The following is a 24217-nucleotide window of genomic DNA, read 5'->3' as shown; positions in this document are numbered from 1 at the left end:
ACGGCAACGGCGCATACGCAAAACTCCACAACGCATCCGTCACCATCGTCGGCATCGGCGGCGTCGGATCATGGGCCGCCGAAGCCATCGCACGACACGGCATCCACAACATCAACATCATCGACCTCGATAACGTCGCGGCGGTACGACGAACGTGGATGCAGCTCGCAGGTGCAGCATCGAATGATCGCCAAACTTGGGCGATCGGATTACCGGGCGCGAGGCTCAGAGCGTTGCGTGCTGTGTTATCCTAGAAAGCTATCCGCGATCGCGGAATCTCATACAATCACGCCTAATTTTTCCCTACGATTCAAGGACATTCGCTAATGGCGCAGAACACCTCACCCGTGAACACACTCGAGCGGAAGATCAACATGTCGGTGGTCGCCGCGGATGTCGAAAAGAGCGTTGCGGTTCGCCTCGCGCGGATGGCGCGCACGGTCAAGATGCCCGGCTTCCGCCCGGGCAAGGTGCCGATGAAGATCGTCGAGCAGCAATACTCGGCGCAAGCTCGCTCGGAGGCTTTCACCGAAGCCGTTCAGCAAGCTTTCGGCGCCGCAGTGCGTGAGCAGAACCTCCGCGTTGCAGGTTTCCCGAAGATCGAACCCGCAGAATCCACGGAGCCTGGCAAGGTTTTCTTCAGTGCGACCTTCGAAGTGTACCCGGAGATCGTTGCGGCGGACCTCAGCGGCAAGACACTCGAGCGCTCGGTATTGACTGTCGGGGATGCGGAGGTCGAAAAGACGCTCGAAGTTCTGCGTAAGCAGCGTGTCAGCTACGTTGTTGCGGACAAGGCTGCCGCCAAGGACGATCGGATTGTCATGGATTTCCGCGGAACGCGGGAAGGCGAGGCTTTCGACGGCGGCACCGCGGAAGACTTTCCTGTCGTTCTTGGCGCGGGCGCGCTGTTGCCCGAGTTCGAGACGAATGTCGAAGGCTTGAAGGCGGGAGATTCCAAGACGTTTTCGCTGACCTTCCCCGAGGACTATCAGGCAAAGGATCTGGCCGGTACGACGGTTCAGTTCGAGGTCAAGATCAAGTCGGTGGAGGCCCCGGTGCTGCCTGAGCTTTCCGCAGATTTCGCGAAGTCCCTCGGTGTTCCGTCCGGCGACGTCGAACAGCTCAAGGCGGACGTCAAGTCCAACTTGGAACGTGAGGTCAAGAAGCGTCTGCAGGCACGCGTCAAGAACGAGGTCATGAATCTGCTGCTCGAAACGCATGAGTTTGACGTGCCGAGCGCGCTGGTCGAGCAGGAGTCGCAGCGCATGGCGGAAGAAGCGCGTGCAAATCTTGCCTCACGCGGTATGAACGTGAAGGACATTCCGGTCGAGCCGGCATGGTTTGCCGACCAAGCTGTGCGCCGTGTCCGTCTCGGCCTCGTTGTTGCCGAAATCGTCAAGAAGAACGAGCTGTATGCGAAGCCGGAACAAATCCGCGCCGTGGTGGAAGAGCAGGCTCAAAGTTATGAAGATCCCGCCGATGTCGTTCGCTGGTACTACAGCGATACGCAACGTCTGGCACAAGTCGAAGCGCTCGTTGTCGAAGACAACGTGGTCGACTGGGTTCTCGGCGTTGCAAAGGTGTCGGATAAGGCTGTCGAGTTTGACGACCTGATGGCAACGAACTGATCGGTACGACGTGTCGGGTCCGATGCTTGCTTGTATGAATACGAGAGGCCGCACCGGCGGCCTCGTCCGGGAGAGTGTCGAATGATGTCGGAAACTGTCGGTCTGGGCATGGTGCCCATGGTCATCGAGCAAAGTGGTCGGGGCGAGCGCGCTTACGACATTTACTCGCGTCTGCTGCGTGAACGCGTGGTGTTTCTGGTCGGACCCGTGAATGACACGACCGCCAACCTGATCGTTGCGCAGTTGCTGTTCCTTGAATCCGAGAATCCGGACAAGGACATCTTCTTCTACATCAACTCGCCGGGCGGCTCGGTCACTGCGGGCTTGTCGATCTACGACACGATGCAGTTCATCAAGCCGGACGTGTCTACGCTGTGCATCGGTCAGGCCGCCAGCATGGGCGCCTTCCTGCTGTCGGCCGGTGCGAAGGGCAAGCGCTTCTGCCTGCCGAACTCGCGCGTGATGATTCATCAACCGATGGGCGGTTTTCAGGGGCAGGCGTCGGACATCGAAATCCACGCCCGGGAAATCCTGACGCTGCGCGCCAAGCTGAACAACATCATGGCGCACCACACAGGTCAGCCGATCGAAACAATCGAACGCGACACGGATCGCGACAATTTCCTTTCGGCGGAACAGGCGCGCGAGTACGGCATTATTGATAAGGTACTGACAACGCGCGCGGAGAGTGCGGCCTGAGTGCGGTCTCCGCATGCAACGCAGGTGTACCTGTCAAGTTTGGAGTTGAGTCATGACCGACAAGAAATCGGGTTCCGAAAAGCTGCTCTACTGCTCGTTCTGCGGGAAGAGTCAGCATGAAGTGAAGAAGCTCATCGCCGGGCCGTCGGTCTTCATCTGCGACGAATGCATCGATCTGTGCAACGACATCATTCGAGACGAGATCAGCAGCGAGCAGGCGGGCAAGAGTGCGCGCGGCGATCTGCCGTCGCCGAAGGAGATCTGCGAGATCCTTGATCAGTACGTAATCGGGCAATCGCCGGCCAAGCGCATTCTCGCGGTTGCCGTCTACAACCATTACAAGCGCCTGCGTCACATGTCGCGCAAGGACGAGGTCGAACTGTCGAAGAGCAACATCCTGCTCGTCGGTCCGACCGGGTCGGGCAAGACGCTGCTCGCGCAGACGCTTGCGCGCCTGCTCAATGTGCCCTTCGTGATGGCTGACGCCACGACGCTGACCGAAGCGGGTTACGTCGGCGAAGACGTCGAGAACATCATCCAGAAGTTGCTGCAGAAGTGCGACTACGAAGTCGAGCGTGCGCAGCAGGGCATCGTCTACATCGACGAAATCGACAAGATTTCGCGCAAATCCGACAACCCGTCGATCACTCGCGACGTATCGGGTGAGGGCGTGCAGCAGGCGCTGCTCAAGCTGATCGAGGGCACGGTCGCCAGCGTGCCGCCGCAAGGCGGCCGCAAGCACCCGAACCAGGACTTCGTTCAGGTCGATACGACCAACATCCTGTTCATCTGCGGCGGCGCGTTCGATGGTCTCGAGAAGGTCATTCGCAATCGCACCGAGCAGGTGGGCATCGGCTTCGGTGCCGAGGTGAAAAGTCGCGATAACCGCAGCACCGGCGAGGCGCTGCGCAATGTCGAGCCTGAGGATCTGATCAAGTTCGGCCTGATTCCCGAGTTCGTTGGCCGTCTGCCGGTCGTTGCGACGCTGCAGGAACTGGACGAGGAAGCGCTGATCCAGATCCTGATCGAGCCGAAGAACGCGTTGATCAAGCAGTACCAGAAGCTGTTCCAGATGGAAGGCGTCGAGCTCGAGGTGCGCCCGGGTGCGCTGCAGGCGATCGCCCGCAAGGCACTGAAGCGCAAGACCGGGGCACGTGGTCTGCGCAGCATCATCGAGTCGGCACTGCTGGACACGATGTACGAACTGCCGGGCATCGAGAATGTCGCAAAGGTGGTGATCGACGAGGGCGTGATCGACGGCGAGACCAAGCCGATCATGCTGTTCGCCGACCAACCCAAGGTGTCCGGTTCGAACTGATACCCGCGCGTCGGTTTGCGCGCTGCGCGGGTGCCGGAGCCGGGGCGGCTTGATTCGGGAAGTGCCGCCCCAATCTGTCTGACACTGTCGCGTTAAGGAATAGCAATGTCCAGCCTCCAAACCGTTCCCGAGCAACTCGAACTGCCGCTTCTGCCACTGCGGGACGTCGTCGTCTTCCCGCACATGGTGATCCCGCTGTTCGTCGGTCGCCCGAAATCCATCAAGGCGCTCGAGTCGGCCATGGAAGCCGGCAAGAGCATTCTGCTGGTGGCACAGAAGTCTGCCGCCAAGGATGAGCCGAATCCCGAAGACCTCTACCGTATTGGCTGTGTTGCCAACATCCTGCAGATGCTCAAGCTGCCGGACGGCACCGTGAAGGTGCTGGTCGAAGGCACGCAGCGCGCGACGGTCGAGGATATCGTCGATATCAAGACGCTGTTCATGGCCCAGGTCACCACGGTGCCCGCCGTCGAGCAGACCTCGCACGAAATCGAGGCGATGCGTCGTGCGCTGATCAGCCAGTTCGATCAGTACGTCAAGCTGAACAAGAAGATTCCGCCGGAAATCCTGACCTCGCTGTCCAGCATCGAGGAAGCGGGCCGTCTGGCGGATACGGTGGCGGCGCACCTGCCGCTCAAGCTCGAACAGAAGCAGGACATCCTCGAGCTGTTCGGTACGGCCGAGCGCATCGAGCGCCTGCTGTCGCAGCTGGAAACCGAACTCGACATCCTGCAGGTCGAGAAGCGCATCCGTGGCCGCGTGAAGCGGCAGATGGAGAAGAGCCAGCGCGAGTACTACCTGAACGAGCAGGTCAAGGCCATCCAGAAGGAACTGGGCGAGGGCGAGGACGGCGCCGATCTCGAGGAGATCGAGAAGAAGATCAAGGCCGCTGGCATGACCAAGGAGGCGATCGCCAAGGCGCAGTCCGAGCTGAAGAAGCTCAAGCTGATGTCGCCGATGTCGGCCGAGGCGACCGTTGTGCGCAATTTCATCGAGACGCTGGTCGGCCTGCCGTGGCGCAAGAAGTCGCGCATTTCGAAGGATCTGGCCGAAGCCGAGAAGATTCTCGACAAGGACCACTACGGTCTGGAGAAGGTGAAGGAACGCATCCTCGAGTACCTGGCGGTGCAGCAACGCGTCGACAAGCTGAAGGCGCCCATTCTGTGCCTGGTCGGCCCTCCGGGGGTCGGCAAGACCTCGCTCGGCCAGTCGATTGCCAAGGCGACCAACCGCAAGTTCGTGCGGATGGCGCTGGGCGGTGTGCGCGACGAAGCTGAAATCCGTGGCCACCGTCGCACCTACATCGGTTCGATGCCGGGGAAGATCCTGCAGAACATGACGAAGGTGGCGGTGAAGAATCCCCTCTTCCTGCTCGACGAGGTCGACAAGATGGGGCAGGACTTCCGCGGCGACCCGTCGTCGGCGCTGCTCGAAGTGCTCGATCCGGAGCAGAACTCGACTTTCGTCGACCACTACGTCGAGGTCGAGTACGACCTGTCGGACGTGATGTTCGTCGCGACTGCCAACTCGCTTAACATTCCGGCGCCGCTGCTCGACCGGATGGAAGTGATTCGGCTGTCCGGCTACACGGAAGAAGAGAAGGTCAACATCTGCCAGCGCTATCTCGTGCCGAAGCAGATGAAGAACAATGGCCTGAAGAAGGAAGAGCTGTCGGTTACCGAAGACGCGCTGCGCGATATCGTGCGCTACTACACCCGCGAAGCCGGTGTACGTGCGCTTGAACGCGAAGTGTCCAAGATCTGCCGCAAGGTGGTGAAGGGCCTCGTGATGCGCAAGCGTTCATCCAAGGTGATCGTCAACGCCAAGAACCTCGACAAGTTCCTCGGCGTGCGTCGCTACACCTTCGGCATTGCCGAGAAGGACAACCAGATCGGTCAGGTGACTGGTCTGGCCTGGACCGAAGTCGGCGGCGAGTTGCTGACGATCGAAGTCGCGACCATGCCGGGCAAGGGCGCGGTGCAGCGTACCGGCTCGCTCGGCGACGTGATGAAGGAATCGGTCGAGGCAGCGCGCTCCGTGGTGCGTTCGCGCGCACGTCGCCTGGGCATCAAGGACGAGGTGTTCGAGAAGTCCGATCTGCACGTGCACTTCCCGGAAGGCGCGACGCCCAAGGACGGTCCGTCGGCGGGCATCGCGATTACCACCGCTCTGGTGTCTGCGCTGACCGGCATCCCGGTCCGTGCGGACGTCGCGATGACTGGCGAGATCACGCTGCGTGGCGAGGTGCTGGGCATTGGTGGCTTGAAGGAGAAGCTGCTCGCGGCGGTACGCGGCGGCATCCATACGGCGCTGATTCCGCAGGAGAACGTGAAGGACCTCGCGGACATGCCTGACACGCTTAAGAACTCGATCGAGATCGTGGCGGTGAAGTGGATCGACGACGTGCTCGAGCGCGCGCTCGAGCGCAAGCCCGATCCATTGCCCGAGGCCGATTCGGCAACCGTGGTCGCCAAGGTCGAGGAACCCGCGGCCGCCGGCTCGGTCGTTACGCACTGATCGCTGCCTGACAACAGCCCGCGAACAGCCTCTTGTGAGGTATTATCGCGGGCTGTTTTTTGCAGCGACCTTCAGGCAGCGGGTGCTTAGCTCAGTTGGTAGAGCGTCGCCCTTACAAGGCGAATGTCGGCGGTTCGAGCCCGTCAGCACCCACCAGTCCCTGCCTCGTTGCCCCGCAAAACTGGAGTGGTAGTTCAGTTGGTTAGAATACCGGCCTGTCACGCCGGGGGTCGCGGGTTCGAGTCCCGTCCACTCCGCCAAAACTGACAGCGGGCGAACGGTTGTTCGCCTTTTTCATTTCCTGCGCCCGAAAAGCCCGGGCTCCGCGAAAGGTTCCTATGTTCGATGCAGTCCGCAACAACAAGCGCGTGGTCCAGGCCGTCCTGTTGCTGATGGTGTTGCCCTTCGCCTTCTTCGGCGTCGAGTCCTACATGAACAACGATGCGGTGCGCGAGGACGCGGCGGTCGTTGGCAAGCTGAAGATCGCTCCGGAAGAGTTCGAACAGGCGCTGCGTGATCAGACCGATCGCCTGCGCGACATGGCGGGCGAGCAGTTCGATCCGAAAATGATGGAGACGCCGCAGGCGCGTGCGCAGACCCTCGACGGGCTGGTGAGCCAGCGCATCCTGCTGCAGGAGGCGCAACGTCAGCACATGACGGTTTCCGATGCGCGCATGAGCCAGATCATCGCCGGCGTTCCCGGTTTCCAGATCGACGGCAAGTTTTCCGAAGCGCGCTTCGACCAGGTTGCCCAGACGCAGGGCTACAGCCGCGACGGCCTGCTGGCCCGCATCCGTCAGGATCTGGTGATCCGCCAGCTGTACACCGGTGTCGCCGGCAGTTCCTTCGTGCCGGCCTCGCTTGCCCGTCGCTGGGCACAGATGCAGCAGGAAGAGCGCGAGGTCAGCGAAGCCATCATCACCCCGTTCGAGTTCATCGAGCAGTTCAAGATCACGCCGGAGCAGGTGCGCAAGTACTACGACGACAATCAGAAGGAGTTCTCTGTCCCTGAGCAGGTCAAGGTCGAGTATCTCGTGCTCAGCGAAGCCGCGCTTGCGGCGGCACAGGAGGTCAGCGAGGAAGAGGTGCGCAAGACCTTTGAAGCCAACCAGTCACGCTACATGCAGGGCGAGGAACGCAAGGCGCGCCATATCCTGCTGAGCGTCGACGCGGGCGCCAGCGCCGAAGATCGCAAGGCTGTAAAGGCCAAGGCCGAGGCCCTGCAGAAGACGGTCAAGGCCGATCCGTCGAAATTCGCCGAACTGGCCAAGGCCAACTCCGATGATCCGGGCTCGAAGGACAATGGCGGCGATCTGGGCTTCTTCGGCCGCGGTACCATGGTGAAGCCGTTCGAGGAGGCCGCTTTTGCGTTGAAGAAGGGCGAAGTCAGCGGTGTCGTCGAGACCGATTTCGGTTACCACATCATCCAGGTCGAGGACGTCCGCGGCGGTCAGGGCAAAACGCTCGAGCAGGCACGCGCGGAGATTACCGACGATCTGAAGAAGCAGGCGGCCCGTCGGCGCTTTGCCGAACTGGCGGAAACCTTCAGCAATACCGTCTATGAGCAGGCCGACAGTCTTGCACCGGCTGCCGAAAAGCTTGGTCTGCAGGTGAAGACCAGCCCCCTGATTCCCAAGGGGCTGCTGATGCCGGCGCCGTTCGACAACGAGAAGCTGCGTGAGGCGATCTTTTCGGAAGATGCGGTCAAGAACCGTCGCAACACGCAGGCGATCGAGACTGCGTCGAACACTCTGGTGTCGGCGCGCGTGATCGAACAGCTGCCGCCGTCGATCAAACCCTTCGAAACAGTGCAGGCCGACATCGAGAAGAAGCTGGGCTTCGAAGCGGGCCGCAAGATGGCGCTGGAGCGGGGCGAAGCGTCGCTCGCCAAGCTGCGTGCCGGCGAGGAGGCGCCGCTGAACTGGTCGCCGCCGCAGGACATCTCGCGCGCCCAGGCGCAGGGCCCGGCCGCCACCATGGTGCGCGCCATCTTCAATGCCCCGGCCAACAAGCTGCCGGCCTATCTGGGCTTCCCGATGGATAATGGTGGCTTTGCGATCTTCCGCATCACCGCCGTCAAGCAGCCGAAGGAAGCGCTCGATCCCGCGCGCGTCGAAGCGATCAAGGCGCAACTCGAACAGACCGTGTCGCAGGACGATTTCGCCGCCTATCTTGCCTCGCTGCGCAAGGAGTATCCGGTGACCGTCAATCGCAAACTGATCGACAACGCCAAGCAGCCCTGAGCGCGGGTAGCTTGAACAAAAAGGCCACCTTTAAGGTGGCCTTTTTTTCGTCCCTGAAGTTCCAGCCTACGTTCAGGCGTAGGCGGCGGGGTCGGGCGCGTTGCGCAGACCGGTCAGGAAGGTGTCGACCAGCCAGGGCGCCCGGGCGCGCAGGTCGAAATCGCGGCGTTCTATCCAGCTGCGCATCAGCCCACCGATGAAGGCGTGCATGGCCTCGGCGGTCTCTTTCGGCGGCAGGTGCGCCGGCAACTGGCCCTGCCGCACCGCCGCCGCGAAGACCACCTCCAGCATGGACAGGCAGCGCGTGTGCGTTTCCAGCTCGCGCGAGCGCAGGCGATCGAAGTCGGGGCCGCCATCGAGCTTGCAGAACTTGATCTCGAACACCGACTGCACGCGCTCGCACTCGGCCAGCATGCGAAGCACGTGGATTGCGTCGTTGCGCAAATAGCCCAGCGGATCGTTGCCGGGGTCGGCCGCCAGATCGCTGAGCATGGCCTGCATCGGCGTGCTCACGCGTTCGCATACGGCTTCGAAAATGTCCGCCTTGTTCTCGAAGTGCCAATACACTGCGCCGCGCGTATGACCGGCGCTCTTGGCGATGTCGTCCAGCGTGGTGCTGGCGACCCCCTTTTCGCGGAAGCAGCGCTCCGCCGCGTCGAGCAACTGAATGCGCGTCGCTTCGGCTTCTTCCTTGGTGCGTCTGACCATATGAGCTGTAAGGGATTTATACAAACAGACGTGAATGTATATTTTCTTCGCGCCCGCGTCAAAGTGGTGCAACAAGCGGCGAGGCGCGCAGCGTAACAGCGGCCATCGCGGCGTGCATGGCAAAAAGCTTGAAACGACGCACTGTCGGCGATGCCTGGCGCCGGGACAAAAGAAAAGGGCTCAGACTGTGAGGTCTGAGCCCTGAATGTGGTGGGCAGTAGTGGGATCGAACCACTGACCCCCGCCGTGTGAAGGCGGTGCTCTACCGCTGAGCTAACTGCCCTGTATTCGTGACAGGGCGCGAATACTAGCCGGTGAACGCCGGCGCGTCAAATGCGCTGTTGCGACGCGCTACAATCGCGCGCTCGCTTTCACGTGTTTCCTCCCATGTCACAGGTCGTCCGTACCCGCTTCGCTCCCAGTCCCACCGGTTATCTGCACATCGGTGGCGCCCGCACCGCGCTGTTTTCCTGGGCCTATGCGCGCCGGCACGGCGGCCAGTTCATCCTGCGCATCGAAGATACCGACGTCGCCCGTTCGACGCCGGAAGCGGTGCAGGCGATTCTCGACGGCATGAAGTGGCTGGATCTGGGCCATGACGAGGGCCCGTTCTACCAGATGCAGCGCATGGATCGTTACAAGGCGGTGATCGCTCAGATGCTGGAGCAGGGCCACGCCTACCGCTGCTACACGACGCCCGAGGAACTCGATGCGCTGCGCGAACGCCAGCGCGCGAACAACGAGAAACCGCGTTACGACGGACGCTGGCGCCCGGCGCCCGGCAAGACGCTGCCGGCACCGCCGGCCGGCGTACAGCCGGTCATCCGCTTCTGCAATCCGCTGGACGGCGTCGTCGCCTGGGACGATCAGGTGAAAGGCCGCATCGCCATCGCTAACGAGGAGCTGGATGACCTCATCATCGCCCGCGCCGACGGTACGCCGACCTATAACTTCTGCGTCTGCGTCGACGACTGGGACATGGGCATCACCCACGTCATCCGCGGCGACGACCACGTTAACAACACGCCGCGCCAGATCAACATCCTGCGCGCACTCGGTGCCACGGTGCCGCAGTACGCGCATCTGTCGATGATCCTCGGCGATGACGGTCAGAAGCTGTCCAAGCGTCACGGCGCGGTCAGCGTGATGCAGTACGACGAAGACGGCTACCTGCCGGAGGCGGTGATCAACTATCTGGCGCGTCTTGGCTGGAGCCATGGCGACGACGAAATCTTCTCGCGCGAGCAGTTCGTGCAGTGGTTCGACCTCGACCACATCACGCCGTCGGCGGCGCAGTTCAACACCGAAAAGCTGCGCTGGCTCAACGCCCATTACATGAAGCAGGCGGACAACGCGTGGCTGGCTGCCGACGTCGCCAGCCGGCTGGCGCGTCGCGGTGTCGATCCGGAAGCCGGGCCGGCGCTGGAGCCGCTGATCGCGCTGTACAAGGATCGCGTGTCGACGCTGGTCGAACTGGCCGACGCGCTCGAAGCGTTCTACATCGACCTGCACGTGGCGCCCGAACTGCTTGCCCAGCATCTGACCGACCTGGCGCGCGAGGCGCTGCGCAAGCTGTCCGCCCGCCTCGAAGCGGCCACCTGGGACAAGGCTGCACTGTCCGCGGCGATCAAGGAAACCTGTACCGAGTGCGGCCTGAAGATGCCGCAGGTCGCGATTCCGCTGCGTGTGGCGTTGCTCGGCCAGCCGCAGACGCCGGCGATCGACGCGGTGCTCGAAGCCTTCGGCCGCGAGCGCGTGCTCGCCCGGGTAAGCCGCGTGCTCTGATCCGGTCACCGTGCGCGGATCATCCGCGCACGGGCTTCCCCGATGAGTGGCGCCGGCAGGTCATGAACGGCTCCGCGCATCGTCCATCCGTCGGGGTGGTTCTCGTCTTGCATCGGGCATAGACTGAAGACGGATCCGCCGCTTCGAGGCTGAAGGGCGGACAGTCTGATGTCACAGTCCGGTACGGGCCATGAACCGCATCTTCATCAGCTACCGCAGTGCAGATGGGGCCAAGGACGCCAGCCGGCTGGCCGACGATCTCGGCCGCGCTTTCGGCGCCGACCATGTGTTCCTCGACCGGCAGGATTTGCGCGGCGGCAGCAGCTGGCGGCAGGAGATCGAGCGTGCCATCGGCCACCGGCCCATCGTGCTGCTGCTGGTCACGCCCGGTTTCGCAGGCGCGCGTCACGCCGACGGGCGCCTGCGCATCGACGACGCCGATGACCCGGTGCGCATGGAAATCCAGTCGGCCATCGACGCCGGCGCAGTGCTGATGCCACTGCGCGTCGATGGCACGCCAATGCCGTCGGCCAGCAGCCTGCCCGAACCCCTGCGTCTCATCACCGAGCGCCACGCGCTGCCGCTGCGCACCGACGACTGGACCCGCCTCGATCTGCCGCGCATCGTCGCCGACATCGAGCGGCTGGGCGTGCCGCGCAGCGGCGTCACCGCGGCGGAGGGCGTGCGGCCGGTGCGCAGCAATGCACGTCGCTGGGCGCTTGCCGCCGCGGGCGTGCTGGCGATCACCGCACTCGTTCGCTTCGCCGTCGAGGACGACGCCGAACTGCCGCTGCCGCCCACCGCGGCCGGCGTCGATACCGCAACGCCGTCGTCACCGGCGGACGCCACACAGCCGGTAGCCGCACTCGCCGCCGATCGGCCTTCGCTCGAAGGCCGCTGGCTGCTCACCACGCAGAACGGCGAGCGCATTCCGCTGTACCTGCGCCAGCGGGACGACCGGCTGTCGCTGCGTTCCGAGCCGGTGCGCGTCGACAACGATCCGGCCTGGCGCGACTACATCGCGTCGCTTGCCGCGATGGAGGGACCGCCGCTCACCCATATCGTATTTAGCGCCGAGGGCGCCGTATTCGGCGACCTCGCCGATCTTGCCGTGCGCGTCGTCAGCGCCGACGGCAGTTTTCTTGTCGACAGCGGCAATCTCACGCTGCGCATCGGCCCGGAGCGCCGTGTGCTGGCCGGCAAGGTCGAACTGAACAGTGGCGAACAGAATACGGTCGTGCTGTCACGCCGACCCTGAACGGAGGAGACGGAACATGAGTGCAGCCCGATACCGCATACGCGGCACCGTCAGCGACGCGGCCACGCCGGACGCCGGCGCCGGTGTCGCGGTGCTGCACGGCCGCCGGCTGATCCCCGGCCGCGCGCGCGACGGTGTGACCGGCGAACTGGAGGTGGCTGCCGACGAGGTCGTGCGCATCGAACTCGACAACGGCTTCGTGCTGTGGAGCCGCACCGACGACCTGGTGCGCGAGCACGGCCGTCGTTCGGTGTCGCGTGATGGCGACAGCGCCTGGGAATTCGACGCGCTCGACACCGCCGCAGCGGCGCCGACCTCGCGCGGTCTGCTCGGGCTGGGCATTCGTGTGCTCGACTTCTTCGGCATCGATCTGAAGAAGAAGTCGGCCGCCGCGCTCGGCAAGTGGTTCGAGGAGAAGCGGCTCGGTCGCGCGCCCGGCCTCCACCACTGTGCGCTCGACGCTTTCGCGTTGACGCCGCTGGCCGCGCGCTCGGCCATCGCCGTCGACGCCGGACCGCTGCTGGTTTTCCTGCATGGCACCGGTTCGAGCTGCGAAGGCAGCTTCGGCGGACTGTGGGATGCCGCCAATCGTGAGGGCGCTGCGCTGCGCCGCCGGCTCGGTGCGCGCTACGGCGAGCGCGTGTTCGCGCTCGAACACCGCTCGCTGACCGAGAGCCCGATCAGCAATGCGCTGGCGCTGGCCAAGCGCCTGCCAAAGGGGGCCGAGCTGCATCTGGTCAGTCATTCGCGCGGCGGCATGGTCGGTGAGCTGATGTGCCTGGGCGAATGTCGCGGGCTGGACGCGGTCGTCGGCCGGCTCGATGAACTGTTCGCCGCCGACCGCACGCTGGCCGAGCAGATCGGCCTCGGCGCGCTCGACGATGCCGCCGAGGCGGCGCGCCACGCCGCCTATCAGGCCGATCGTGCGGATCTGGCGGCGCTGCTGGCCGAGCTGAAAGCCAAGCAGTTCCGCGTCAGCCGCTTCGTCCGCGTCGCCTGCCCGGCGCGCGGTACCACGCTGGCGTCGGGCCGCCTCGACCGCTGGCTGTCGGTGCTCGACTTCGTGTCCGGCAAGGCGCTGTTCGGCGACGCCGTCGACTTCCTTCTCGCCGTGGTGAAGGAACGCACGGATCCGCGCACGCTGCCCGGTGCCGAGGCGATGATGCCCGGCTCGGCGCTGACCCGGCTGCTCAATCACGCAGAACTTGAGACCGCCGCCGACCTCACGGTGATCGCCGGCGACGTCGAGGGCGAATCGCTGTGGCAGAAGATCAAGCTGCTTGCCACTGACTGGTTCTACGGGGCCGACCACGATCTGGTGGTGAATACCGGATCAATGAGCGGCGGGCTGCGCCGTCCGGCGAGCGGCGCACGCTTCGGTCGCGACGCGGGCGCTCAGGTCAATCATTTCCGCTACTTCGTCAACGAGAAGAGCGTGCGCTGGCTGGCCGCCGGCCTGCTGCGCGTCGAGGGTGACGATGCCGGTTTCCAGCCGATCGCCGAGGCGCCGCACGATCCGCCGCGCTGGCGCAGCGCGCTGGCGCGCAGCCAGAGTGCCGCCGAACCGCGGCCGCTGGCGGTGGTGTTGCCGGGCACCATGGGCAGCGAACTGAGCGTCGACGGCGAGCGCGTCTGGCTGGACTATCTCGCGCTGTTCAAGGGCGGACTCAAGCGCCTGCACATGGCGGCGGCGCAGGTCGAGCCGGGCGGGCTGGTCGATCAGTTCTACGGGCCGCTGCTCGAATTCCTTGCGCGCAGTCACCGCGTCGAATTCTTCGCCTACGACTGGCGCCAGTCGGTGCGCGCTGCCGCAGCGCGGCTGGCCGAGCGGCTGGAGGCGGTGGTCGCGCGCGCTGAAGCCGAGCAGCAACCGGTGCACATCGTCGCCCACTCGATGGGCGGGCTGGTGGTGCGTGCGCTGATGAGCGACGGCGGTCGCGGTGCTGCCGTGTGGGCGCGCATCACCCGGCTGCCGGGCAGCCGATTCCTGATGCTCGGTACGCCGAACGCAGGCTCGCACGAGGCCGTGCGCTGGCTCACCGGTCACAATCCGACGCAGGCGCGTCTTGCGCTGCTCGACTTCACGCAGAGCACCACCGACATCATCGACCTGGTGCGCACCTACCCAGGCCTGCTCGAACTGCTGCCCTTTGCCGACAGCGATCCGGACTTCGCCGACGTGGCGCGCTGGGAGGCGCTGCGCAAGCAGCTCGGCGCGCGCTGGAAGCCGGCTGACGCGAAAACACTGAAGTCCGCGCGCGACACTTGGACGCAGCTGAAGTCGATCGCGGTCGATACGCGCGTTGTCCGCTACGTGGCCGGTTGCCAGCCGGCCACCGTCATCGACTACCGCGTCGACGATGTCGATGACCCCTGGCCGCTTGGCCGCAAGCGCATCGACTTCGTTGCGACCGCGCGTGGCGATGGCACGGTGAGCTGGGCCTCCGGCGCGCTGCCCGGCGTGCCGACGTGGTACGCCGAAGACACCGCGCACGACTTCCTGTGCGCGCAGACGCGCGCCTTCGACGGCTACCTCGACATCCTGACCACCGGCGGCACGACCCGGCTGCCGTCGGCGCCGCCAGCCGGCGCGCGCGCGGGCGGCACCGGCGAGGAGCTGTTCGTGCTGAAGCCGCTGCCGCCGGCCGACGGCATTCCGCAGGCGGCCGACATTGCCAGCTTCGGCTTCGGCGGCGGGACGCCGCCGCGTCGGGTCGAGCGCAGCACGCGCACGCCGATCACCGTGCGCGTACGCCACTGTGAACTGAGCTATGCGCGCCACCCGGTCATGGTCGGTCACTACGCCGGCGATACCATCGTCAGCGCCGAGGCGAGCATGGACCGGCGCATGCACGGTGCGCTGTCGCGCAGCCTGCAACTGGGGCGCTATCCGGGTGCGGCAGGCACTCACGGCATCTTCATTCCGCGCGAAATGCACCAGCACCCGCAGGGCGCCATCGTGGTCGGTCTGGGCGAGGTGGGCGAACTGAGCCCCGGTCTGCTGCAGGACGGTGTGCGCCGCGCGTTGCTCGACCTCGCGCTGCAGGTGATCGAGTGGCCGGACGACCGTTTCGGCCCGGCCGACGCGACGCGCACCATCTGCGTGTCCACGCTGCTGGTCGGCACCGGCGCCGGCGGCATGCGCACGCGCGATTCGGTCGAGTCCATCCTGCGCGGCACCGGCGACGCCCAGCGCGCGTTGCGCGAGGGTGCGCTCGCCGGTCGCGTCGTCATCGGCGAGGTCGAATTCATCGAGCTGTACGAGGACATCGCCATCCAGGCCGCCGGCGCATTGCGCGAGGTGGTCGATGGTCCGCTGGCCGGCGACTTCGTATGGCCGGAACAGGTGCTCGGCCAGGGGCACGGTGGGCGTCGTCGCGTCTGCTTCGACGAGGACGCGAGCTGGTGGCACCGGCTGGAAATCACCCACGACGCGCGTCGCGACGAACTGCGCTTCATTGCGCTGACCGACCGCGCACGTGCCGAAATCAGCCTGGTCGGCGGCCAGCTGCAGCAGGTCGATGCCTTCGTCAGCCAGGCCTGCCGCTCCTGCGCTGCCGATGCCGACACGTCGCGCACGCTATTCGAAATGTTGCTGCCGCACCGGATGAAGCAGTTGGCGCCGGAGCGGCGCAGCGTGGTGCTGCTGGTCGACGAGGTGTCCGGCCGCTTCCCGTGGGAACTGCTGGAGGACCGCTGGCAGGCCGGTCAGCGTCCGCCGGCCGTGGCCTCCGGCATGCTGCGCCAGCTGCGTACGTCGCAGTATCGCGAGCGACCGCTGGGTGCGACACGCGCCAGCGCACTGGTGATCGGCGATCCGGCGCCGCTGGGCCGCGGGTTTTCCGCACTGCCGGATGCCGCCGCTGAGGCACGTGCGGTGGCCGGCGTGCTGTCGTCCGGCGGTTGCGCGGTGACCGAGCTGATCCACGCCGAAGGCCGCGCCATCATGGCGGCGCTGCATCAGGACGCATGGCGCATCCTGCATCTGGCCGGCCACGGCGTTCACGAGTACTTGGTGCCGACCACCACGCCGGCGGACGGCGGCAGCGGCACGCGCAAGGTGTCCGGCATGGTGATCGGCGACGGCTGGTTCCTGACGCCCGGCGACGTCGAGCAGATGCGCTATGTGCCGGAGCTGGTGTTCATCAACTGCTGCCATCTCGGCAACACCGGCGGCGATGATGCCGCCGGCTCACCCGACCTCAATCGGCTGGCCGCGAACCTGGCGACGCAGTTCATCCGCATGGGCGTGCGCGCCGTTGTCGCCGCAGGCTGGGCGGTCGATGACGCCGCCGCACGCTGTTTCGCCGAAACCCTGTACGGCAGCCTGCTTGATGGCCGCGGCTTCGGCGACGCGGTGCGCATCGCGCGCGAGGCGACCTGGACCCGTCACCCGAAGGTGAATACCTGGGGCGCCTACCAGTGCTACGGCGACCCCGATTACCGCCTCGACCCGACCGGCCCGGCGCGCCGCGACAGCGCGCCGCCACCCTTCACCACGCCGTCCGAACTGGTGGTGCAGATCGACAACCGCAGCAGCGCGCTGATGAGCGGCGGTACCGCCGCGAACGGTGGCGACGCCGATCCGTCGGCCTGGCTCGACAGCTACACCGCGCGCGTGCCCGCCGCTGCCCGTGCCGCCTGGCTTGCGCGAGCTGACGTCGCCGCGGCGATCGGTCTCTGTTTCGGCGAGGCGGGCCAATACGCGCTGGCGGCGCAGTGGCTTGACCGCGCGCGCGAGGCCGACGACGGTGATTGCCCGCTGCGCGTGCTCGAACAGTCGGCCAATTTCAGGGTTCGGGCGGCCGACGACGAGTGGGCGCTGATGCGCGAGAAGCGCGGCGACGTAACCGACCTGGTTGCTGGCATCCGGCGCGCCATCGCCGACCTCGAACTGCTGACGCCGTCGGCCAAGCGTTGCGCGCTGCTCGGCAGTGCGCACAAGCGGCTGGCCTGGATGCTGGACGGCGACGCGCGGCTGGCGGCGCTGGCCGACATGGCGAAGCACTACGGGCGGGCGTTCGAGCTGGCCGCGCGCAACGAGGGGCAGACCGTGGACAGCTATGCCTTCGTCAATCTGTGGACGGCGCGACTGCTGCATGCGCGGTTGAGCGGTGCGGTACTGCCGGCGGATGACGCGCGCACCGTCCGCGACGGATGCGAGCGCGTGCAGCGGGATGCCGCCGCCCACCCGCATCCGGACTTCTGGAGCACGGCCGTGGTCGGCGATTGCGAACTGTTGTGCGCCTTGCTCGACGGGCGACTGGCTGCCGCCGAACAGGCGAGCATCGTCGGCGCCTATCGCGCCGCCTTCGCCCGCGGCGGCAGCGCACGAGAACGCGCGTCGGTGCTCGATCAGGTCGATTTCCTGATCGATCTGGGCGTGCTGCGCAGCGGCCTGAAAAAGGTGCGTGAGGCGCTCGGCGCCTGACCGGGACTCAAGGAGGACACATGGCCAGCGGACTGAAGTACGCGGACGACTACCTGATCGGCGGCCCGGCGCGCGCCCGCGTCACGCCCAACTTCCAGTTGTCGGAATACGCGCGCACCGACGGCAGGGTGCGCGTGCATCGCGAGCTGCTGGCGGCCGTGCAGCGGGTACGCGACGAGCTCGGGGCCAGCGTCAGCATTGCCGGCGTTGCGCCGCGCGGTGGTCTGGGCGCCGGGATCGAAGGGCGTTTCGTCTGGCTGAAGGCGGCCGACGCGGTGGCGCTGGCCGACGCCGCCCGCCGTGTCGTGCGCGACGGCTGGCTGGCGCGGGTCGAGCCACGCGGCGAGCAGGTCTATGTCGAGATGCACGACCCGTCGAAGCTGCCGGCGCTGGCCGCCGAGCGTGCGCTGGATCTGGCCATCGCGGTCACCGCGGCGTTCGAAACCAGTGGCGATCCCTATCTGCAGGTGACCGGCAATTTCGACGGCGCCGGCCTGTCTTTCGGGCCGCTGCAGGTCAATCTGGGCACCGGCACGCTGCAGGAACTGTTTCGTCGTTTCGCCGCGCGCGACGAGGCCACGCTGCGCGCCTGTTTCGGCGCGCTGTGGGACGAGTGGCAGCGCATGCTGCGTCTGCCGTCGCGCGCGGCGCAGGTGCGCTGGGCCGACGCGCTGAGCCGCGGTCCGCGCAAGGCCGCGTTCGATCCGGCGTGGACGCAGGCGCTGCAGGCGGTCGGACGGCAACCGGTGTTCCGCGCCGAATGGCTGCGCTACGCTTACGATACCTACGGTCGCAAGCTGGTCGTCGCGCTGGCCTGGCTGAAGGGCGTGCGGCCGATACCGATACGCAACTTCCGCTGCCTCGCCGCGCTGTACGACCTGTGCGTGCAGCAGGGCAGCCTTGACAAGGCGCACGCCGCCATCCGCCGGCGCATCGAGCGGGAGAACCCGCAGGACGAGTTCGCGCTGACCCGGATCGCGGTCGAGGAGCGCGGCCGGACCGCCAATGCGCAGTGGCGCGCCGACTGCATCAGCCGCCGGTTGTGCATTCTCGAGCGCGAGCCGGTCAGGGTGATCGAATCCGGCCAGAGCGCACAGCGCGACAATCCGCAGCTCCATCTGCTGCGCAACGCGCCGGTGCACCAGATGGAGCGCTGGCTCGCCTGAGCTGCGGCCGGCACACCGGCTGTAACGGATTTATCGCAGACGGCGCGCAGGCGTCGCTTAAACTCGGGCGCTTCCGACATCCTTTCAGGTTTCCGTCATGTCCCTGCAGCCCGTCATCCTGTGCGGCGGTTCCGGCACCCGCCTGTGGCCCCTTTCGCGCGAACGCTATCCGAAACAGCTGCTACCGCTCGATGGTGACAACACGCTGCTGCAGGACACTGCGCTGCGCGCTGGCGCACCCGGCATCGAACTGGCGCCGCCGCTGGTCGTCTGCAACGAGGAATACCGCTTCCTGACGGCCGAACAGCTGCGTCAGATCGGCGTGCATCCGGCCGCGCTGCTGCTCGAACCGGTCGGCCGCAATACCGCGCCGGCGCTGGCACTTGCCGCGCTGGCCGCAGCCGGCCCCGACACCGTGCTGCTGGTGATGCCGTCCGACCACGTGATCCGCGACACCGCTGCATTCCGCGATGCGGTGGCCATCGGCGCGGCGCAGGCGGAGCAGGGCGCGGTGGTCACCTTCGGCATCACGCCGGACCGCCCGGAGACGGGCTATGGCTACATCAAGGTCGGTGCCGCCCTGGCCGGCAGCCCGGCGCGCACGCTGGACCGCTTCGTCGAGAAGCCGGACGCGCCGACCGCGCAGTCCTACCTGGAAAGCGGCAACTATCTGTGGAACGCCGGCATCTTCATGATGAAGGCCAGCGTGGCGCTCGATCTGCTGAAGCGTTTCCGCCCGGACATCGAGGCGGCCAGCCGCGCCGCCTACGAGGGCGGCGCCGCCGATCGCGACTTCTACCGTGTCGACAAGGCCGCCTTCGCCGCCTGCCCGTCCGATTCGATCGACTACGCCATCATGGAACCGCTGGCCGCCGGCGAACCGCGCGTGGCGCCGGCGGTGGTGGTGCCGCTGGATGCCGGCTGGTCCGACGTCGGTGCGTGGGATGCGCTGTGGCAGGTGGCGGACAAGGACGCCGATGGCAATGTGGCGCGCGGCGACGTGCTGCTGCAGGACACCTCGGACAGTCTGGTGTTCGCCGAAACCCGCATGGTGAGCTGCCTCGGCCTGAAGGACGTGGTCGTGGTCGAAACCAGCGACGCCGTCATGGTGGCGGCCAAGGACCGCACGCAGGACGTCAAGCGCATCGTGACCGAGCTGAAGGCGCGCAAGCGCCCTGAGGCGGAAAACCACCGCAAGGTGTATCGCCCGTGGGGCTATTACGATTCGATCGACGCCGGCCCGCGCTTTCAGGTCAAGCGCATCGTCGTCAATCCGGGCGCTTCGCTGTCGCTGCAGATGCACCACCACCGCGCCGAGCACTGGATCGTCGTGAGCGGTACCGCGCGCGTGACCTGCGGCGACAACGTGCTGCTGCTGTCGGAAAACCAGTCCACCTACATTCCGCTGGGCACCACGCACCGGCTGGAGAACCCGGGCAAGCTGCCGCTGGAAATGATCGAGGTGCAGTCGGGCAGTTATCTGGGCGAGGACGACATCGTCCGCTTCGAGGACACCTACGGCCGCAAGTGAGGGCGCCGGCCCGCGTGAGCGGGCCGTGCCGCCGGATCAGACGACGAAGGTTTCCAGGCGCTGCCGCATCGACTGCGACAGCGCGTTCATTGCGTCGGCCGCGTGGCTGACCTGACGCACCGCCGCGCTGTTGTGTTCGCTCATGCCGGCGATGCGCTCGACCTGCTGCGCGATGCTTTCGCTGGCGCTGGTCTGTTCGCGCAGCGCGCGTGAAATTTCGTCGGTGGCACCGACCGCGTTGCGCGACTCGCTCTTGATGTCGTCCATCGCCTGCGCCGCCTGCTGCGTCGAACTGCCGATGTGATCGAACTGCGACACCAGTTCCTGCATGCTGGTACGGGTCTGATCGGTCACCGACTGCACGTTGCCGACCACGCTGTCGATCTGTTTGGTCGCTTCGGTCGTGCGCTCGGCCAGTTTGCGCACCTCGTCGGCCACCACCGCGAAACCGCGGCCCTGTTCGCCGGCGCGTGCGGCCTCGATCGCGGCGTTGAGCGCCAGCAGATTGGTCTGGTCGGCGATGCCCTTGATGGTGCTGGCAATCTCGCCGATCTGTTCCACCTGCCGGCTCAGTTCTTCCATGCCGCTGGCGGCCGCCTGTACGTCGACCGCTGCGTCGCGCATCGACGATGCTGTGGTCTCGATCACGTTGCCGCCGAAGTCGGCGCGTTCGAGCGAACTGCGCGATACGTCGCGCGCGTGACCGGCACTTTCGCTGACGTGGGCCACGCTGACGGCGAGCTGTTCGGCTGCCGCCGCCATGTTCGAGGTCGAATCGTTCTGCTGCGCCACGGCGCCGGCCAGCGTGTCGACCGAACCGTGCAGCGAAGAGGAGTGGCTGGCGACCTGCTGCGCGTTGTCGCGCATCGATCTCAGTGTCGATTGCAACTCCGAGAACAGCGCGTTGATCGATGCGCCGGCGGCCGACAGTTCGTCGCCGCGGCTGTCTGGGGCACGCACCGTCAGGTCCATCCGTGCCCGTGCCTGCCCCAGCGCACCCTGCAGCGACGAAAGACTGGTGGTCAGTCGGCGCAGCGTCAGCACGATGCCGGCGATCAGCAGTAGCGACAGCACGGCGATGGCGACGCTGAGCGTGATCAGGCCGGTGCGGTAGAGCGCGCTGGTGCGGGCGCGCGTGTCGTCGCCCAGCGCCTTCACGTCCTGCTCGATCTGCCGGGTCAGCGCTGTCATCGCTTCGGTCGCGCTGCGGTCTATGCCCTTCACGGCGCGATCCACCTTCTTGCCCGACTCGGGGTCGGCCGCGTCGAAGTTCTTCAAGGCCGCGACGTAGCGCTCGTGCATCGCCGCGTGCGCGGCGGCGAGGGCCTTCACTTCGGCGACGCGCGGTGATCCTTCCGCCTGCAGGCGGCCGGCGATGTCGCCGAGACGCGAAGCTACGTCCTGCGCATGCTTTTCGAAGCTCTTGCTGTAGCGTTGGAACTGCTCGACGTCATTGCCGCGGATCAGGATGTTCTTCCATTCCTGCACCTGGGTCTTGAAATCGATGCTGGCGTTCTGCACGTCGAGGCCGATGGCGACGGTGCGTTGCAGACGCGCCAGATCGTCGCTGACGCCGCGGTCGAGGCGGTAGAGCTGGAGCAGGCCGAAGCCGCCGGCGGCTAGCAGTCCGGCGAGGGCGACGAAGCCGAGGGCCAGCAGGCGGCCGCGCAGTGTTTTCAGTCCGTTCATGTCGGGCACTCCAGAGGCAAGTGCCTGAATATCGGAAAAAAACGTGAATTCTTTACGGTTCGATACCGCAGCCGAGGCGAGACCTACTTGCGCTTGATCAGGCCGGCGACGCCGGCGGCTATCAGCAGGGCCGGCCACCAGGTGCCGAACAGTTCGGCCAGCTCGCGCAGCGAAAAAAGATTGAGGTTGGAAGCCAGCAGCAGTGCGCCGATGACGATGAGGCCGATCGATCCGATCATTGAGTTTCCTTGTTTTCCGGGGCGGTCCACACCGCGATGGTATTCCGTCCCGCTGCCTTTGCCGCATACATCGCCTGATCGGCACGGGCGACCAGCGTGTCGAAGTCGTCGCCGTGGTCCGGGCACATCACGACGCCCAGGCTGGCGGATATCTGCGCCTGCCCCTGTTCGAGCGAGAACGGTTCGCCGAGACGCAGCCGTATTTTATCCGCCACCGCGCATGCGGCCTCGATCGAGCCGGTTTCCGGCAGCAGGGCGACGAACTCGTCGCCGCCATGGCGCGCCAGCGTATCGGCTGCGCGCAGGCAGGCGAGCATGCGGCGGCTCGCTTCGATCAGCACCTCGTCGCCGGCGTGATGCCCCATCCGGTCGTTCACCTCCTTGAAGTGGTCGAGGTCTATGAACAGCAGGCAGAAACGCCGCCGGTAACGCTTTGCGGACGCCAGCGTCCGGTTCAGCCGCTCGACCAGCAGCGAGCGGTTGGGCAGGCCGGTCAGGCCGTCGTGCGTCGCCAGCCAGGCGATCCTCGCCTCGTCGGCCTTGCGTTCGCTGATGTCGGCCATGACGATGATGGCGCCGGTGACCCGGCCGGCGCTGTCGGTGCGTGGCACGCCGGAAGCGAGCACGGCGACTTCGCCGCGGTCGCGGCTCTGCAGCGTCAGTTCCATGCGCACGGTGTCGCCACCGAGCAGTGCGTCCGCCATCGATTGCAGCGCGTGCCGGTTGCCGTCGAAGGCGAGTTCGTCGAGCGAGCGGCCGCTGACGTCGCGCGCGTCGAGGTTGAGCATGCGGTGCAGGCCGGGGTTGGCGTATTCGATGTGGCCGTGCGCGTCGAGCGCAAGGATGCTCTCGCCGGACAGGTTGACCAGGGTCGAGTAGAGCGCCTCGCTGCGCGCCAGCGAGGCGCCCAGTTCGGCCAGCCGCGCGGCGCGGCGGCGGGCCAGCCCGAGGCTCGCGGTCAGCGCCACCACCAGCACACCGAACAGGACGACCAGCGCCAGTTCGGTGTGCCAGCGGTCGATGTCGTCCGCCGCCTCCTTGCGTTGCTCGAACACCAGCAGCCAGCGCCGGCCGTCGATGTCGCGCGTGATCGAATGAGTGGGCGCGTCGAAGCGCACCGGGTCGGCGCCATGGCTGTCGAACAGCAGCGCCTCGGGTGCCGCCGTGTCGCCGTCGTAGATGCGCAGGCGCAGCGACGGCTGCATTCCACCGAGCGTGCCGGCCATCAGGTCGAGCATGCGGAAGGGGCTGAATACCCAGCCGCTGAGCGCGGCCGCGCGTTCCGCCGCGGTGCCGGTCGGCATGCCGCGGCGGTAGGCCGGCAGATAGAGCAGCACGCCGGTCTGGATGTCGCGATCGGCCTCCTGGATCAATCTCACCTTTCCGGTCAGTGCGGCTTCGCCGGTCACCCGGGCCCGCTGCATCGCCTCGCGACGCACCGGCTCGGACAGCATGTCGAAGGCGAAGGCGCGTTGATTGCGCCAGTCCTGTGGTTCGAGATAGACGATGCTGCTGTACTCGGGGCGCTCCCCTGGCGGATGGATCCGGTATTCACCGCCATCGCGCGCGCGCATCGATGCGATGTGGCTGTCCAGGTCCGCCGCCCTCACATGGGCTGAGAAGCCGACGCCCTGAATGCCGGGAAAATCCTCCTGCAGCGACAGCGCGCCGACATAGATCCTCCAGTCTTCCAGCGTGACGTCGTCCGACGCATCGAACAGCGCGCGTGCGCCGCGCAGCACCTGACGGTAGGCGCGCATCCGTTGTTCCACCTGCTGCGTGATGTCGCGCGCCTCGAAGGCAAGACGTTCGTCGACGCGCTCGCGGTGCCGGCGATCCATCTCGTTCCACACCAGATAGACCGCCAGCGTCGCGCCGAGCGTGGCGAGCAGCACGGGCAGGCCGATCTGCCAGACAGAACGGTCCGTTGAAGCTCGCGTGTCGGGCGCTGCGCTCATGTCGGCTATTGAACCTGCATTTTCTGGGCATGTCACCAAACTCGGGG

The 24217-nt window shown here is 66.1% G+C and carries 15 protein-coding genes and 3 tRNA genes; 13 read left to right on the top strand and 5 right to left on the bottom strand.

Annotated elements, in window-relative coordinates; translation table 11 throughout:
- From AC51BJ_RS06175 to AC51BJ_RS06140, 8 genes are all read left to right on the top strand, one after another.
- Positions 1 to 254, top strand: a 254-nt coding sequence (locus AC51BJ_RS06175) for a ThiF family adenylyltransferase (protein ID WP_496279661.1), incomplete at its 5' end; no start/stop codon positions are given.
- A 72-nt stretch (positions 255 to 326) separates the two neighbouring features.
- Positions 327 to 1628 carry a trigger factor gene (gene tig, locus AC51BJ_RS06170; protein ID WP_430434904.1) on the top strand — a complete coding sequence of 434 codons (1302 nt, stop codon included), beginning with the start codon at positions 327 to 329 and terminating at the stop codon, positions 1626 to 1628.
- Between the two features lie 81 nt (positions 1629 to 1709).
- Positions 1710 to 2327, top strand: a complete 618-nt coding sequence (clpP, locus tag AC51BJ_RS06165) for an ATP-dependent Clp endopeptidase proteolytic subunit ClpP (RefSeq protein WP_019917133.1) — start codon at positions 1710 to 1712, stop codon at positions 2325 to 2327.
- 52 nt (positions 2328 to 2379) lie between these two features.
- Positions 2380 to 3645, top strand: coding sequence for an ATP-dependent Clp protease ATP-binding subunit ClpX (gene clpX, locus AC51BJ_RS06160; RefSeq protein ID WP_019917134.1), 1266 nt, complete (start codon positions 2380 to 2382; stop codon positions 3643 to 3645).
- 105 nt (positions 3646 to 3750) lie between these two features.
- Positions 3751 to 6162, top strand: coding sequence for an endopeptidase La (lon, locus tag AC51BJ_RS06155; RefSeq protein ID WP_496279660.1), 2412 nt, complete (start codon positions 3751 to 3753; stop codon positions 6160 to 6162).
- An 80-nt stretch (positions 6163 to 6242) separates the two neighbouring features.
- Positions 6243 to 6318: transfer RNA gene (locus tag AC51BJ_RS06150), tRNA-Val, on the top strand.
- A 27-nt stretch (positions 6319 to 6345) separates the two neighbouring features.
- Positions 6346 to 6422, top strand: a tRNA-Asp gene (locus AC51BJ_RS06145).
- A gap of 78 nt (positions 6423 to 6500) precedes the next feature.
- Positions 6501 to 8405 (top strand): SurA N-terminal domain-containing protein, encoded by a 1905-nt coding sequence (locus AC51BJ_RS06140; RefSeq protein ID WP_496279659.1) that lies wholly within the window; start codon positions 6501 to 6503, stop codon positions 8403 to 8405.
- A gap of 72 nt (positions 8406 to 8477) precedes the next feature.
- Here AC51BJ_RS06140 and AC51BJ_RS06135 read toward each other — a convergent pair whose 3' ends face one another.
- Together AC51BJ_RS06135 and AC51BJ_RS06130 are read right to left on the bottom strand one after the other, a co-directional pair.
- Entirely contained in the window at positions 8478 to 9113 is a 636-nt protein-coding gene (locus tag AC51BJ_RS06135) for a TetR family transcriptional regulator (RefSeq protein WP_020165580.1), read from the bottom strand.
- Between the two features lie 208 nt (positions 9114 to 9321).
- Positions 9322 to 9396: transfer RNA gene (locus tag AC51BJ_RS06130), tRNA-Val, on the bottom strand.
- 104 nt (positions 9397 to 9500) lie between these two features.
- Between AC51BJ_RS06130 and gltX the strand changes: the two genes are divergently transcribed.
- The 5 genes from gltX (at position 9501) to AC51BJ_RS06105 (ending at position 20284) form a co-directional block, all read left to right on the top strand.
- Positions 9501 to 10898 (top strand): glutamate--tRNA ligase, encoded by a 1398-nt coding sequence (gene gltX / locus AC51BJ_RS06125; protein ID WP_496279658.1) that lies wholly within the window; start codon positions 9501 to 9503, stop codon positions 10896 to 10898.
- Between the two features lie 190 nt (positions 10899 to 11088).
- A complete protein-coding gene (locus AC51BJ_RS06120) occupies positions 11089 to 12156 on the top strand; it encodes a toll/interleukin-1 receptor domain-containing protein (RefSeq protein ID WP_496279657.1) in 1068 nt (355 codons plus the stop codon).
- Between the two features lie 16 nt (positions 12157 to 12172).
- Entirely contained in the window at positions 12173 to 17587 is a 5415-nt protein-coding gene (locus tag AC51BJ_RS06115) for a DUF7379 domain-containing protein (protein WP_496279656.1), read from the top strand.
- Between the two features lie 20 nt (positions 17588 to 17607).
- Positions 17608 to 18753 (top strand): hypothetical protein, encoded by a 1146-nt coding sequence (locus tag AC51BJ_RS06110; RefSeq protein WP_496279655.1) that lies wholly within the window; start codon positions 17608 to 17610, stop codon positions 18751 to 18753.
- Between the two features lie 97 nt (positions 18754 to 18850).
- Positions 18851 to 20284: a mannose-1-phosphate guanylyltransferase/mannose-6-phosphate isomerase gene (locus tag AC51BJ_RS06105; RefSeq protein WP_419543935.1), complete on the top strand. Its 1434-nt coding sequence runs from the start codon at positions 18851 to 18853 to the stop codon at positions 20282 to 20284.
- Between the two features lie 36 nt (positions 20285 to 20320).
- Here the strand turns inward: AC51BJ_RS06105 and AC51BJ_RS06100 are convergent, their stop codons facing one another.
- The 3 genes from AC51BJ_RS06100 to AC51BJ_RS06090 form a co-directional block, all read right to left on the bottom strand.
- Positions 20321 to 21973, bottom strand: coding sequence for a methyl-accepting chemotaxis protein (locus tag AC51BJ_RS06100; RefSeq protein WP_496279654.1), 1653 nt, complete (start codon positions 21971 to 21973; stop codon positions 20321 to 20323).
- Between the two features lie 83 nt (positions 21974 to 22056).
- Complete coding sequence (locus AC51BJ_RS06095; RefSeq protein ID WP_019917143.1) at positions 22057 to 22212, bottom strand: LiaI-LiaF-like domain-containing protein; 156 nt, start codon at positions 22210 to 22212, stop codon at positions 22057 to 22059.
- On the bottom strand, positions 22209 to 24170 hold the full coding sequence (locus tag AC51BJ_RS06090) for a CHASE domain-containing protein (protein ID WP_496279653.1): 1962 nt from the start codon (positions 24168 to 24170) through the stop codon (positions 22209 to 22211). The genes AC51BJ_RS06095 and AC51BJ_RS06090 overlap by 4 nt, the downstream gene beginning before the upstream one ends.
- Between the last annotated feature and the right edge of the window lie 47 nt (positions 24171 to 24217).

Source organism: Methyloversatilis sp. S146-33 (assembly GCF_059552495.1).
The sequence above is the reverse complement of the archived record's forward strand: the minus strand, read 5'-3'. Positions and strand labels throughout refer to the sequence as shown.